Annotated in this window: 14 protein-coding genes; 12 read left to right on the forward strand and 2 right to left on the reverse strand. The window is 69.5% G+C overall.

Annotated features, from left to right (window positions below):
* The first annotated feature begins 41 nt into the window (after window positions 1-41).
* The 12 genes from tilS to panC all read left to right on the forward strand — a co-directional run bounded on the left by tilS (window position 42) and on the right by panC (window position 10,724).
* Window positions 42-1,151, forward strand: a complete 1,110-nt coding sequence (gene tilS, locus FVA74_RS02320) for a tRNA lysidine(34) synthetase TilS (RefSeq protein WP_147720181.1) — start codon at window positions 42-44, stop codon at window positions 1,149-1,151.
* A gap of 10 nt (window positions 1,152-1,161) precedes the next feature.
* Window positions 1,162-1,713 carry a hypoxanthine phosphoribosyltransferase gene (hpt, locus tag FVA74_RS02325; RefSeq protein WP_147720182.1) on the forward strand — a complete coding sequence of 184 codons (552 nt, stop codon included), beginning with the start codon at window positions 1,162-1,164 and terminating at the stop codon, window positions 1,711-1,713.
* 73 nt (window positions 1,714-1,786) lie between these two features.
* Window positions 1,787-3,790, forward strand: coding sequence for an ATP-dependent zinc metalloprotease FtsH (gene ftsH, locus FVA74_RS02330; protein WP_147720183.1), 2,004 nt, complete (start codon window positions 1,787-1,789; stop codon window positions 3,788-3,790).
* 11 nt (window positions 3,791-3,801) lie between these two features.
* The gene (gene folE, locus FVA74_RS02335) at window positions 3,802-4,449 is read left to right on the forward strand and encodes a GTP cyclohydrolase I (protein ID WP_240792280.1); all 648 of its coding nucleotides are present in this window, start codon (window positions 3,802-3,804) and stop codon (window positions 4,447-4,449) included.
* Window positions 4,442-5,293 carry a dihydropteroate synthase gene (folP, locus tag FVA74_RS02340; RefSeq protein ID WP_240792281.1) on the forward strand — a complete coding sequence of 284 codons (852 nt, stop codon included), beginning with the start codon at window positions 4,442-4,444 and terminating at the stop codon, window positions 5,291-5,293. Before folE ends, folP begins: the two co-directional genes overlap by 8 nt.
* The gene (gene folB, locus FVA74_RS02345; RefSeq protein ID WP_147720184.1) at window positions 5,290-5,676 is read left to right on the forward strand and encodes a dihydroneopterin aldolase; all 387 of its coding nucleotides are present in this window, start codon (window positions 5,290-5,292) and stop codon (window positions 5,674-5,676) included. Before folP ends, folB begins: the two co-directional genes overlap by 4 nt.
* Entirely contained in the window at window positions 5,664-6,221 is a 558-nt protein-coding gene (folK, locus tag FVA74_RS02350) for a 2-amino-4-hydroxy-6-hydroxymethyldihydropteridine diphosphokinase (protein ID WP_240792282.1), read from the forward strand. The genes folB and folK overlap by 13 nt, the downstream gene beginning before the upstream one ends.
* Window positions 6,218-6,685, forward strand: coding sequence for a DUF3180 domain-containing protein (locus FVA74_RS02355; RefSeq protein ID WP_147720185.1), 468 nt, complete (start codon window positions 6,218-6,220; stop codon window positions 6,683-6,685). The genes folK and FVA74_RS02355 overlap by 4 nt, the downstream gene beginning before the upstream one ends.
* Before the next feature lie 163 nt (window positions 6,686-6,848).
* On the forward strand, window positions 6,849-7,334 hold the full coding sequence (locus FVA74_RS02360) for a PH domain-containing protein (protein WP_147720186.1): 486 nt from the start codon (window positions 6,849-6,851) through the stop codon (window positions 7,332-7,334).
* Window positions 7,331-9,034, forward strand: coding sequence for a PH domain-containing protein (locus FVA74_RS02365; protein ID WP_147720187.1), 1,704 nt, complete (start codon window positions 7,331-7,333; stop codon window positions 9,032-9,034). Before FVA74_RS02360 ends, FVA74_RS02365 begins: the two co-directional genes overlap by 4 nt.
* A complete protein-coding gene (locus FVA74_RS02370) occupies window positions 9,031-9,849 on the forward strand; it encodes a Rossmann-like and DUF2520 domain-containing protein (RefSeq protein ID WP_147720188.1) in 819 nt (272 codons plus the stop codon). Before FVA74_RS02365 ends, FVA74_RS02370 begins: the two co-directional genes overlap by 4 nt.
* Entirely contained in the window at window positions 9,846-10,724 is an 879-nt protein-coding gene (panC, locus tag FVA74_RS02375; RefSeq protein ID WP_147720189.1) for a pantoate--beta-alanine ligase, read from the forward strand. The genes FVA74_RS02370 and panC overlap by 4 nt, the downstream gene beginning before the upstream one ends.
* Before the next feature lie 197 nt (window positions 10,725-10,921).
* Here the strand turns inward: panC and FVA74_RS02380 are convergent, their stop codons facing one another.
* Entirely contained in the window at window positions 10,922-11,209 is a 288-nt protein-coding gene (locus FVA74_RS02380) for a metal-sensitive transcriptional regulator (protein ID WP_147720190.1), read from the reverse strand.
* Window positions 11,206-12,900, reverse strand: coding sequence for an FAD-dependent oxidoreductase (locus tag FVA74_RS02385; protein ID WP_147720191.1), 1,695 nt, complete (start codon window positions 12,898-12,900; stop codon window positions 11,206-11,208). The genes FVA74_RS02380 and FVA74_RS02385 overlap by 4 nt, the downstream gene beginning before the upstream one ends.
* Window positions 12,901-12,945: the final 45 nt, after the last annotated feature.

Consider the following 12,945-nt stretch of genomic DNA (forward strand, 5'->3'; position numbering starts at 1 on the left):
CCTGCTCCTCGGTTCGGCGAATGCTGCAATAACGTTACTGGATGCACGCTCGACGCCCCCGACTGACCCCGGCGATCGCTGACACCCGGCGGGCGGTGCGCGAGTGCCTCGACGGCGTTCCGGCCGATGCGCTCGTGCTCGTCGGGCTCAGCGGTGGTGCCGACTCACTCGCGCTCGCGGCCGCGACCGCCTTCGAGGCGCCGCGAGCGGGCCTGCGTGCGGGCGCGATCATCGTCGACCACGGCCTGCAGCACGGATCGGCGGATGTCGCGGCGCAGGCCGCCCGCACGGCAGAGCAGCTCGGGCTCGACCCCGTCGTCGTGCGGCGGGTCGAGGTCGCGGCGCACGGCAGCCCGGAGGCGGCCGCGAGGGAGGCCAGGTATGGGGCGTTCGCGGCGACGGTGGGCGAGCACGGGGCATCCGCTCTCCTGCTCGGGCACACGCTCGACGACCAGGCGGAGACCGTGCTGCTGGGGCTCGCGCGCGGCGCCGGCGCCCGCAGCCTCGCGGGCATGGCAGCGCGCGGCACGCTCGCGATGGGACCGAATGCTGATGCGCGCGAACCCCACTCGGGCACGAGCGAGGACGTCGCGGTGCTGCGACCACTGCTCGGCATCACGCGCGCCGAGACCGAGCAGGCCTGCACCGACGCGGACCTCGAACCGTGGAACGATCCCCACAACGCCGATCCGGCATACGCGCGGGTGCGGGCGCGGCGTGCCGTGCTGCCCGTGCTTGAACGCGAGCTCGGCCCGGGCATCGCGCAGGCACTCGCACGCAGCGCCGAGCAGCTGAGGGAAGACGCGGATGCCCTCGATCACTTCGCCGAGGAACAGATCGAGGAACTCGCCGAGCACGCCGAAGCGGGGCTCTCGTTGCCGGTGCGGGCGCTCGAGGCGAACCCGCCCGCGCTGCGGCACCGGCTCATCCGTCTTGTCGTCTCGGCGGAGTTCGGCGTCTGGCTCAGCCGCACCCACACGCTCGAGGTTGCGCGACTCGTCAGCGACTGGAAGGGGCAGGGCGAGCTGCATGTGCCGGGCGTTAGGGTTGAACGCAGAGGCGCGCGCATCTTCTTCAGCGCGGCCGCTCGGGCCGCCGAGGGCGCTGGCACCGCAGAACATACCGACGAGAACGACCCCCGGGGCCAATAGGGAGCACGCGATGGAATCGCACGAGATCGAAGCCGACCTGACCAAGGTGCTCATTACGCAGCAGGAGATCCACGACAAGATCGCCGAACTCAGCCGCCGCATCGAGGCCGACTACGCGGGCGAGAAGGTGCTCCTGGTCGGCGTGCTGAGGGGCGCGGTCATGGTCATGGCAGATCTCGCGCGCGAGCTGAAGCTGCCAATCGAGATGGACTGGATGGCGGTGTCGTCCTACGGCTCCGGCACGAAGTCATCCGGCGTCGTGCGCATCCTCAAGGATCTCGACACCGACCTGAGCGGCCGCAAGGTGCTCATCGTCGAGGACATCATCGACTCTGGGCTGACGCTCTCCTGGCTGCGTGCGAACCTCGAGAGCCGTGGGGCCGAGTCGGTCGAGATCTGCGCGCTCCTGCGCAAGCCGGAAGCCGCGAAGGTGCAGGTCGACGTGCGCTACGTGGGGTTCGAGATCCCCAACGAGTTCGTGGTCGGCTACGGCCTCGACTACGCCGAGAAGTACCGCAACTTGCGCGACATCGGCGTGCTCGCACCGCACGTCTACAGCTAGGCCGCTACCCCCGTTACGCCCCCAGCAAACACCGGGCGGGCGCATAGGAGGCGCACGGTAGCCTTGCAGAACTATGAATCTGAAGAAGTTCCTGCGCGGTCCGTTCATCTATGTCGCGGCGGCCCTGATCATCGTCGCCATCGGCTTCGGCCTGCTTGGCAACTCAGGTGGGTTCCGCGAGATCAGCACGCAGCAGGGGCTTGAACTCCTCGCCGACGACAAGGTCAAGACGGCGACGGTGGTCGACGGCCAGCAGCGCGTCGACCTCGTGCTGAAGGAGGCCGATGAAGAACTCGGCGGCGCCCAGGTGCAGTTCTACTACGCGCTCCCGCGCGGCGAAGAGGTCATCACCGCCGTCAATGATTCCGCGCTTGAGAGCTTCGATGACGAGGTCGACCTCGGCAACTTCTGGACTTCGATGCTCGGGTTCATCATCCCGTTCCTCATCATCGGCCTCATCTTCTGGTTCCTCCTCTCCCGCATGCAGGGCGGCGGCGGCAAGGTCATGCAGTTCGGCAAGAGCCGCGCCAAGCTCATGTCGAAGGAGACGCCCAAGGTCTCGTTCGACGACGTCGCTGGGGCGGATGAAGCGATCGAGGAGCTGCACGAGATCAAGGAGTTCCTCACCGACCCGTCACGGTTCCAGGCGGTCGGCGCGCGCATTCCCAAGGGCGTGCTCCTCTATGGCCCTCCCGGCACGGGCAAGACGCTCCTCGCCCGCGCTGTCGCGGGAGAGGCGAATGTGCCCTTCTACTCGATCTCTGGTTCTGACTTCGTCGAGATGTTCGTCGGTGTCGGCGCGAGCCGCGTGCGCGACCTCTTCAAGGAGGCCAAGGAGAACGCGCCGGCCATCATCTTCGTCGACGAGATCGACGCGGTCGGTCGGCACCGCGGCTCCGGCATGGGCGGTGGGCACGATGAGCGCGAGCAGACCCTCAACCAGCTCCTCGTGGAGATGGACGGCTTCGACGTCAAAACCAACGTCATCCTGATCGCGGCGACGAACCGTCCCGACATCCTCGACCCGGCCCTCCTTCGCCCCGGCCGCTTCGACCGACAGATCGCCGTCGACGCACCCGACAAGAACGGTCGCCTGCGCATCCTGCAGGTGCACGCGAAGGGCAAGCCCCTCGCGGAGGGCGTTGACCTTGAGGTGCTCGCGCGCAAGACGCCCGGCTTCACGGGTGCCGACCTCGCCAACGTGCTCAATGAGGCGGCCCTGCTGACGGCCCGCTCGCACGCGCAGCTGATCGACGACCGCGCGCTCGACGAGGCGGTCGACCGCGTCATGGCGGGCCCCCAGCGCCGCACCCGCGTCATGCGCGACCAGGAGAAGCTCATCACCGCCTATCACGAGGGCGGCCACGCCCTCGTCGCAGCGGGACTGAACCACACCGACCCTGTGACGAAGATCACGATCCTGCCGCGCGGTCGCGCCCTCGGTTACACGATGGTCATGCCGATCGAGGACCGCTACTCGGTGAGCCGCAACGAGCTGCTCGACCAGCTCGCCTACGCGATGGGCGGTCGTGTCGCCGAGGAGATCGTCTTCCACGACCCGACGACGGGGGCCTCGAACGACATCGAGAAGGCGACATCGACGGCCCGCAAGATGGTGACCGATTACGGCATGAGCGCCGCGGTCGGCTCGGTCAAGCTCAGCTCGAGCGGCGGCGAGTTCTACGGTCGCGACATGGGTTCCACCCGTGACTTCTCCGAGAAGCTCTCGGAGCAGGTCGACAGTGAGGTGCGCCAACTCATCGAGGCAGCCCACGATGAGGCCTACGAACTGCTGACGGTCAACCGCGACATCCTCGACCGCCTCGCGACGGAGCTGCTCGAGAAGGAGACCCTCGACCAGAATCAGATCGCCGAGATCTTCAAGGACATCAAGAAGCTGCCGCCGCGCCCCCAGTGGCTCTCGAGCGACAAGCGACCGGTCGATGAGCGGCCGCCGGTGCCGCTGCCCGAGAAGGCACCCATCGACGCCGGTATCGTCGATGGCGGTGTCGACTCGACGCCGGAGCCCAAGCCGAGCAGCGGTCCCCGCACTTCGCCGGGCATCGCGACCGCATAGGGGAGGCACCCGTGCACGAGAGCAGCGCTGGGGTGCCGGGCGGGAGCGCCGCGTCCCGGGCATCCGTTGACCGGCCTCGCATCGAGGCCGCCGTCTCGGAGTTGCTCGCGGCCATCGGCGCGGATGCCTCGCGCCTGGCCGAGACACCGCGCCGTGTCGCCGAGTCTTACGCGGAGTACTTCTCCGGCATGGGCGTCGACCCCGCCGTGCACCTCGGCGACCTCATCGACCTCGAGGACGGGCGCGAGGGTGGGCTCGTGATCATGCGCGACATCGCGTTCCGCTCGATGTGTGAGCACCACCTGCTGCCCTTCGTCGGCCTCGCCCACATCGCCTACCTGCCTGGGCGCCGCGTCGTCGGGCTGGGCGCACTGCCGCGGGTGGTCGACACCCTTGCGTCACGGCCCCAGTTGCAGGAGCGGCTGACCGACGAGATCGCGGATGCCCTTAGCGACGCGCTCGACGCACGGGGCGTGCTGGTCGTGCTCGATGCGCGCCAGGACTGTGTCTCGACTCGCGGCACGAGGCAGGTCGGCAGCACGACCGTAACGCTCGCGAGCCGGGGGGAGCTCGCCGACAGTGGGCAGAAGGCCGCCGTGCTCGCCCTCGTGGGCGGTGCAGCGGCGGCAGGTGACGACGCAGGAGGCCCTCATGCCTGACTCTCCCCTCATCATGGGCGTGCTCAACGTCACGCCGGATTCCTTCAGCGACGGTGGCGATTTCGCCCGCACCGAGGCGGCGATCGCCCACGCGGTGGAGCTGGTTGCCGCGGGCGCCGACATCATCGACGTCGGCGGCGAGACTACCAAGCCGGGCGCTGGGCGGGTGAGCGTCGAGGAGGAGCAGCGGCGCATCCTGCCGGTTGTGCGGGAACTCGCGGGTCGTGGCATCCGCGTCTCAGTCGACACCATGAACGCGGCGACGGCGGCCGTGACCGCTGGTCTCGGGGTCGAGATCATCAACGATGTCTCCGGCGGACTCGCAGATCCGGACATGGCACGCACCGTCGCCGACCTCGACGTGGACTTCGTCGCGATGCACTGGCGTGGCCCGAGTTCGGGCATGGACGGTCAGGCCGTCTACTCGGATGTCGTCTCGGAGGTGCACGCGGAACTCGAACTGCGCCTCGCAGAACTCATCGTCACGGGAATCGCACCCGAACGCATCATCGTCGACCCGGGCCTCGGCTTCGCCAAGCGGGCTGAGCACACCTGGGAGGTGCTCGTGCACCTGCGGCGGTTCCAGTCCCTCGGTTCGCGCGTGCTCGTCGGCACCTCGCGCAAGCGCTTCCTCTCGAGCCTGCTCGAGGCGGATGCGGGGCCGAAGCAGCGAGACCGGGCCACGGCCGTCACGAGCGCGCTCGCGGCGGAGGCCGGCGCCTGGGCCGTGCGCGTGCACGATGTCGCCTCGACGCGTCTGCTCCTCGACGCCTGGGCTGCCGTCGAGAGCGAGCAGCCGCCCATGCCCCACCGCGCCCGCTCATCGTTCCGGCAGCCGCGATGACCGCGCCGATGCCGCTCACGGAGCGCGATCACATCACCCTGACGGGACTCCGTGCGAGCGCGCACCACGGCGTCTTCGAGCACGAGCGTCGCGACGGCCAGGTCTTCGTGATCGACGTCACTGTCTGGCTCGACCTCTCCGTGTCGGCCGGGAGCGACGACCTCGGCCGCACGATCCACTACGGCGAACTCGCGAATGAGATTGTCGCATCCGTCGAGAGGGACCCGGTCGACCTCATCGAGACCGTCGCGCAACGGATCGCCGACACGGTGCTTGCGCACGAGGTCGCCGAGGCCGTGCGGGTGACCCTGCACAAGCCCTCCGCGCCGATCGAGGTGCCCTTCGACGACGTGTCGGTCACGATCACCCGGTGGCGCTCGTGAGCCACCTCGACGCGCATCGCGAGCGGGCGGTCATCGCCCTCGGCAGCAACCTTGGCGACCGTGAGGGCACCCTCCGCTCGGCAGTGCTCGACGTTGCGGCGACGAGCGGCGTACACCTCGTTGGGGCATCCGAGCTGTTCGAGACGCCCGCGCTGACCCTCGAGGGGGTCGATGAGTCGGCCCCCTCCTACCTCAACGCGATCGTGATCGCGGAGACCCCGCTCGCCCCCCTGGTGCTGCTCGACCGCCTCAATGAGATCGAAGACGAGCACGGCCGCGTGCGCGAGGTGCGTTGGGGCGACCGCACCCTCGATCTCGACCTCATCGCCTATGGCGAGCTCACGCTCTCGACCGCGAGATTGACGCTGCCGCACCCGCGGGCGCACGAACGCGACTTCGTGCTCGCGCCGTGGCTGCAGGCCGACCCGGATGCCTCGCTCCCCGGCTTCGGCCGCGTGCAAGACCTGCTCGCCCGGATGCCCGTGGGCGGCGTGAAGCCCATAGCGGCCGCGCCGCTGCTTGCCCGCCCGGTGGGGGAGTCATGAAGCGCACCACACCGGCCCTCGTGCTCCTGCTCATCGCGATCGGTGCGGCCGTCGGGTTCCTCGCCCAGCAGGGGCTCGCGATGTCGGGCCGCGCCGGCATCACGCCACCCGTCACGCTCTCGATCGTGCTCATCGCTCTGGGCGTCATTGTCGTCGTGCTCGCCCTGCCGGTGCGCCGCGCCGTCAAGGGCAAGCGCAAGCGCGTCGACCCCTTCTACGCGCTCCGGGTGCTCGTGCTCGCGAAGTCGAGCGCCCTCTCCGGCGCGCTCCTCGCGGGCGCGGCGATCGGCTCCGTCGTCTTCCTGCTGAGCCGCACGGTGCCGGCCCTCGGCGTCGTCGGATACTCGGTCGGCACGGCGATCGGCGGCCTCGTGCTGCTCGCGGGCGGCCTCGTCGCCGAGGGCATGTGCCGCATCCCACCGCCTTCTGACGATGAACAGCAGGCGGCCGGCGCGGCCACGTGACCGGCACACGGCCGCGCGTGACGTGAGCCGCGGCATCCGTCGCTCGGACTAGCCTGCGAGAGGGTCGCAGCGCCCGCCGGGCGCCGGATAGGCTCGGTCGCGTACTCGCCCGGGCCGTCCCGCGGCGTTGCACGGCAGCCCCAACACACGGATCGGAACAGCAATGTCCACTCTCCTCGACCCTCCCGGCATCGAATGGCGGCGCGTCTCCCCGCGCTACGTCTGGGCCGAGGTCGTGAGCAACATCATCTGGTGGGGTGCGATCACCGCGGGAGCCCTCGTGCTGCGGTATTTCGTCGACGAGACCTGGACCCTCTGGGTGGCCATCGCCGCCGCCGTCATGTTCGTGCTGAGCACGATCTTCACGGCACGCCAGGTGCGCGCGTACGGCTACCAGCTGCGCGATGACGACCTCATCGTGCGGCGCGGCATCATGTTCCGCCGCATCGTCGCCGTCCCCTACGGCCGCATGCAGCTGGTCGACATCAACCGCGGTCCCATCCAGCGTTGGCTCGGGCTCAGTGAGCTCAAGTTCGTGACGGCGGCAGCGGCATCCGCCGTCGTGATCCCGGGCCTTCCCGAGAGCGAGGCCGAGCAGCTGCGTGACCGCCTCGTCGAGCTGGCCGAGAGCCGCCGGGCGGGACTGTGAGCGACATCCCGATGCAGCCAGTTCCGGATGCCTCGGGGCCGGCCCCGAGCGAGGCTGCTGCCATTGCCCCCGAGGTCGCCCCGATCGTGCAGACGGGGCTCGCCGACGGCGAGTGGCACCGCCTGCACCGGGCGTCGCCACTCTTCAAGGGGGGCATCGCGCTCATCGCGATCCTCGGCGTCGTCGTCGCGAACCTGCGGGAGCGAGTCATCGACCTCTTCCTGCCCGGGTACACGGAGGGTGACGACCCCGTCGACCTCGTGCTCGAGAATGGCTTCCTCGGCTGGGCGCTGCTTGCCGTCGCGGGGCTCCTCGTCGTGCTCATCATCGGCTTCTACATCTCGTGGCGCATGCACACCTTCCGCGTCACCGACGAGGTCGTCGAGGTGCGCTCCGGCATCATCTTCCGCACCCACCGGCGAGCGCCCCTCGACCGCATCCAGGGCATCAACATCGGACGCCCCTTCATCCCGCGCCTCTTCGGGGCCTCGAAGCTCGAGATCAGCCAAGCGGGGCAGGACGCCAACGTGCAGCTCGCCTACCTTGGGTCTTCCGATGCCAACGAGCTGCGCCGCGAGATCCTGCGCCTCGCATCCGGCACTCGTGAGGGGCGAGCCGCTGCGCAGGCACAGACGGCGGGCGTCGAGCGCTTCATCGACGCACGCGTGCAGGAGTTCCTTGCACCCGAGATCAGCGACAACGATGCCCCGCCGGAGTCGATCGTGCGCATCGGCATCGGGCGCCTGATCGGTTCCATGCTGCTCAGCATGTCGACCTTCGTGCTGATCGCGGTCATCATCGGCTCGATCGTTGCGATTGCGATCACGGGTGAGCTCAGCATCCTCTTCGGTGTCATCCCCGCGTTGATCGGTTTCGGCAGTTTCTGGCTGCAGCGCTTCACGCGATCCCTCCGGTACTCGATCGCCGGCACGCGCGACGGCGTGCGCATCGGCTACGGCCTGCTCTCGACCACGAACGAGACCCTGCCACCCGGGCGCATCCACTCGATCGCGGTTGACCAGCCGATCCTGTGGCGTTTCGCCGGGTGGTGGGAGATCAAGGTCAATCGCGCGAGCCATGCGACCGCACAGAGCGTCTCTGGGGGAATCGCGAACACCACGATCCTCCCGGTCGGTGACGAGGCCGACGTCATGAATGTGCTGCGCCTGCTCCTCCCCGATCTCGACGACGCCGCAAGGGCCCTGATCGTCACGGGCCTCGCGCCCCACGGTGAGACTGGCGACGGCTATGAGAATTCGCCTAAGCGCGCGGCTTGGCTGCGCTGGTTCTCGTGGCGCCGCAACGGCTTCGCGGTCACGCCCGACGCATTCTTTCTGCGCCGCGGCGCGATCTGGCGCGAACTCGTGATCGTGCCTGCGCCGCGCGTGCAGAGCGCCGCGATCCAGCAGGGGCCGGTCGGGCGCATGGCGAGGCTCGCGACCGTTCACCTCCACACCGTGATGGGCCCCATCACGGCAAGCCTCGGCGCCATCGACGTCGACAAGGCGATGGAGTTCTTCGCCGACACGAGCCACCGACTTGTGGATGCCGCGGCTCGCGACCGCTCGCACCGGTGGGCCGAGGCGAGCGACGAGCTCGGGGCGCCCGAGGTGCTCGTGACGGAGGCGGCTGAGCCCGAGGCATCCGTTCCTCCCGCTGCGCCGGCTGCTCCTCGACCCGAGCAGGATCTCCGCGAGTGAGTGTTTCGGAGCGCGCTGGTCGCCTCGGCGTCGGCATCATCGGCGCGGGCCGCGTCGGGCCTGTCCTGGGGGCGGCCCTCGCCGCGGCCGGCCACGCCATCACGGGCATCACGGCCGTGTCGAACGATAGCTTCGACCGTGCCGAGGCGATGCTGCCTGGCGTGCCCATCCTCGACGTGCCGACGGTTGTCGAGCGCAGCGAGCTCGTGATCCTCGCGGTGCCGGACTCCGAACTCGAGGGCCTCGTCGCTGGCCTCGCCGCGACGGGCACGTGGCAGCCGGGCCAGCTCGTGCTGCACACGGCGCCCGGCTTCGGCACCTCGGTGCTGGCGCCTGCGATGCAGGCTGGCGCGATTCCCCTCGCGGTGCATCCGGCGCTCGCCTTCACGGGCACGAGCATCGACCTCTATCGTCTGCGCGAGGCATTCTGCGCTGTCACGGCGCCCGCTCCCGTGCTGCCCATCGGGCAGGCGCTCGTCGTGGAGATGGGCGCCGAGCCCGTCGTGATCCCTGAGGGCAGTCGTGCTGCCTACGCGGAGGCCCTGGCAACGGCGACGACCTTCTCGACCGCCATCATCGGCCAGGCGATGCGCATCCTCGGCGAGATCGGCGTCGAGGTCCCCGGCGCCGTGCTGACGCCGCTCGTGCGCTCCGCCGTCGAGAATGCGCTCGCGAGTGAGGAACTCGCCCACCGCGACATGCTGGCCGACGAGGTCGACCGCAGCGTCAACAGTGACCGGGCCCGTGACAGGTACAACACGCTCAACGACCTTGACACTGACGACCCCACCCCGAGGAACGGAGACGAGGAATGACCATCGACGTCGTGCATCACATCGCGCAGGTGCGCGAGCGTGTCGCATCCGCCCGCGCCGCGGGCCGCACGGTCGCCTTCGTACCGACGATGGGCGCGCTGCACTCGGGTCATCTGTCGCTCGTTGAGCGCGCGGCATCCCTCGGCGACTTCGTGGTGGTGTCGATCTTCGTCAACCCGCTGCAGTTTGCCGAGGGCGAGGACTTCGGCAAGTACCCGCGCACGCTCGACGCGGATATCGCGAAGCTTGAGCCGCTCGGGGACGCCCTCGTCTTCGCCCCCACCGTCGAGGAGATGTACCCGCACGGGCCGACTGCCACTCGCGTCAAGGCGGGGCCGGTCGCGTCGCGCTTCGAGGGTGCCGTGCGGCCAGGGCACTTCGACGGCACCCTGACGGTCGTCGCGAAGCTCTTCAACATCGTGCAGCCCGACGTCGCGGTCTTCGGTCAGAAAGACGCGCAGCAGGTCTTCCTCGTCAAGCAGATGGTCGACGACCTCGACCTGCCCGTACGCATCGACGTCGCGCCGATCGTGCGTGAGGAGGGCGGGCTCGCCCTCTCGAGCCGCAACCAGTACCTGTCGCAGACGGATGCCGCGGCCGCCCTGTCGCTCTCGGGGGCGCTCGCCGCCGTGGCCGATGTCGCCGCAGGGTTCCGCGGGGGGAGGGCTTCGACGGCGATCGCCGCGGGTCTCGAGGTGCTCGAGGCGGAGCCGCACGCGTCCGTCGACTACCTGGATATCGTGAACCCGGAGACCTTCACCCCCGTGCCCGACGAGTTCCGCGGTGAGGCGCTCGCGATCGTTGCGGCACGCTTCGGCACGACCCGGCTCATCGACAACCGGGCGGTCACGTTCGGCGAGCCGCCCAGCTGCTGACGGGGCCTAGCGTCCGAAGATGCGCGCGAAGAATCCCGTCGAGGGCTCGTTCTCGTGACCCTGGCACTGCTGCGCCCGTGGGACGTTTCGCATGACCTGGTCCACGTGCTGGCCGCAGCCGGCCCACGTGGTCTTTCCGCATCGGCGGCAGGTGACTGCTGAACACATTGTGTTGCTTCTCCTTCGTGTGGTGCTGCTCAGGCGAGCATCAAGAAGAGCTTCTCGAGCTCTTCGGGGGTCATCTTGCGGTCGTCGTCTTCGTGGCTGTCGGGGCTCAGGCATTCGCGCAGCGCTGACGAGACGATCGCGAATCCGGCACGGTCGAGGGCGCTCGAGACCGCGGCGAGCTGCGTCACGACGTCTTTGCAGGGCGCTCCGTCTTCCATCGCGACGATGAGCGCACCGAGCTGACCCTGCGCTCGCTTGAGGCGGTTCACGATCTTCTTCTGCGCTGTGGCGGCATCGATCGCCTGCTGGCTCGTCATGATTCGGCTCCTTGCGTCGTGAGGATGTCGCGGCCGCCGTGAGGCAGCGCCGCCTTGAGGGTGAGGATGCCGCCCGAGAGGGTGGCGGAGTCGAGCCCGGCCTGCACGAGCTGGCGGTGCGCGATGTTGGAGCGCACGCCGGAGGCACACAGGGCGCGCACGGGCCGGCCGGCGGCAGCGTCTCGCACCTCCTGCATCCGATCGCGCAGTTCGGTGTGGGGGGTGTTGAGCGAGCCGGGGATGTGGCCGCTCGCGAACTCCGCGCGGGAACGCACGTCGAGCACGAGGGCCTCGGATGTCACCGACTCAAGCTCCGCGGCATGCCAGAGCGACAGGGTGCCGTTGAGGAGGTTCTCGCCCGCCATGCCCGCAAGATTCACGGGGTCTTTTGCCTGCCCGTAGGGGGGCGAGTATGACAGGTCGAGGTCGATGAGGTCGTCGACCGCCATTCCTGCCCGGAGCGCGGTCGCGAGCACATCGATGCGCTTGTCGACTCCGTCGGCGCCAACGGCCTGGGCGCCGAGCAGTCGTCCGTCGCCGGGGGCGAAGTGCACGATGAGGTGCACCTGCTGGGCGCCGGGGAAGTAGCCGGCGTGCTGGTTGGGGTGCAGGTGCAGCGTCTCGAACTCGATGCCGGCCTGCTCAAGCGAGGAGCGGTTGGCGCCCGTCATGGCGGCGGTGAGTTCGCCCATGCGCACGATGGCCGTGCCGAGCGGCGCGGGGATGGGGCGCGCGGCGCCTGGCCGCAGGATGTCGTCGGCGACGAGGCGTCCGGCGCGATTGGCCGGGCCCGCGAGGGCGACGGGGCGACGGATGCCCGTGACGGCGTCGGTGCTGACGACGGCGTCTCCGACGGCCCACACTCCGGGCGCGGAGGTGCGACCGTGCTCGTCGACGACGATCGCGCCCCGCTCGACCTCGAGGCCGGCTGCCTCGAACGCTTCGGTGTCGGGGCGCACGCCGACGGAGAGCACGATGATGTCGGCGGGGATGCGGGCACCGTCGCTCAGCACGACGGTGTCGTGGGCGTCGCCGGGTTCGACGCTCTCGGCGCCGACTCCCTCGCGCACGGTGATTCCGCCCCTGGCCATCTCGTCACGGATGAGCGAGGCGAGTTCCGCCTCGAGCGGCGGCAGGATGTGCGGGGCGAGTTCGATGACGTCGACCTCAAGGCCCTGCATGCGCAGCGCTTCGGCGGCTTCCACCCCGATGAATCCGGCGCCCAGTACGACGGCACGCTTCGCGCCTGCCTCGACGCGCTCGCGGAGACTGATGGCGTCGCCGACCGTGCGGAGGGTGCGCACGCGGGGGGAATCGAGCCCCGGCAGTGGCGGACGCACGGCGCGGGCGCCGGGAGAGAGCACGAGGGCGTCGTAGTCGATCGTGCTGGTGCCCTCGGCGGTGCGGACGGTGACCTGGCGTGCCTCCGTGTCGAGGGCGATGACGTCATGGCGCACGCGCACGTCGAGGCCAAGCGCCGCGCGCAGGCTCTCCGGGGTCTGCACGAGGAGGGCATCGCGACTCTCGATCTCGCCGCCCACGTAGTAGGGGAGGCCGCAGTTCGCGAACGACACCTCGTCGCCGCGTTCGAGCACGACGATCTCGGCGTTCTCGTCGAGGCGGCGGGCTCGGGCGGCGCAGCTCATTCCGCCGGCGACGCCCCCGACGATGACGATTCTCTGCTGTGACATGCTGCCAAAGATACCCCCGGGGGTATCCTGATGCAAGTCGAGCCC

Origin of the sequence: Salinibacterium sp. dk2585 (assembly GCF_008001035.1) — a bacterium.
Classification (GTDB): Bacteria; Actinomycetota; Actinomycetes; order Actinomycetales; family Microbacteriaceae; genus Homoserinimonas.

Bases quoted from the DNA above. Each gene is read 5' to 3' on its own strand.
- FVA74_RS02385 (WP_147720191.1), bottom strand. From the start codon at position 12,900: ATGTCACAGCAGAGAATCGTCATCGTCGGGGGCGTCGCCGGCGGAATG.
- folP (WP_240792281.1), top strand. From the start codon at position 4,442: ATGCCTGACTCTCCCCTCATCATGGGCGTGCTCAACGTCACGCCGGAT.
- tilS (WP_147720181.1), top strand. From the start codon at position 42: ATGCACGCTCGACGCCCCCGACTGACCCCGGCGATCGCTGACACCCGG.
- hpt (WP_147720182.1), top strand. From the start codon at position 1,162: ATGGAATCGCACGAGATCGAAGCCGACCTGACCAAGGTGCTCATTACG.
- FVA74_RS02380 (WP_147720190.1), bottom strand. From the start codon at position 11,209: ATGACGAGCCAGCAGGCGATCGATGCCGCCACAGCGCAGAAGAAGATC.
- ftsH (WP_147720183.1), top strand. From the start codon at position 1,787: ATGAATCTGAAGAAGTTCCTGCGCGGTCCGTTCATCTATGTCGCGGCG.
- FVA74_RS02355 (WP_147720185.1), top strand. From the start codon at position 6,218: ATGAAGCGCACCACACCGGCCCTCGTGCTCCTGCTCATCGCGATCGGT.
- folB (WP_147720184.1), top strand. From the start codon at position 5,290: ATGACCGCGCCGATGCCGCTCACGGAGCGCGATCACATCACCCTGACG.
- FVA74_RS02360 (WP_147720186.1), top strand. From the start codon at position 6,849: ATGTCCACTCTCCTCGACCCTCCCGGCATCGAATGGCGGCGCGTCTCC.
- panC (WP_147720189.1), top strand. From the start codon at position 9,846: ATGACCATCGACGTCGTGCATCACATCGCGCAGGTGCGCGAGCGTGTC.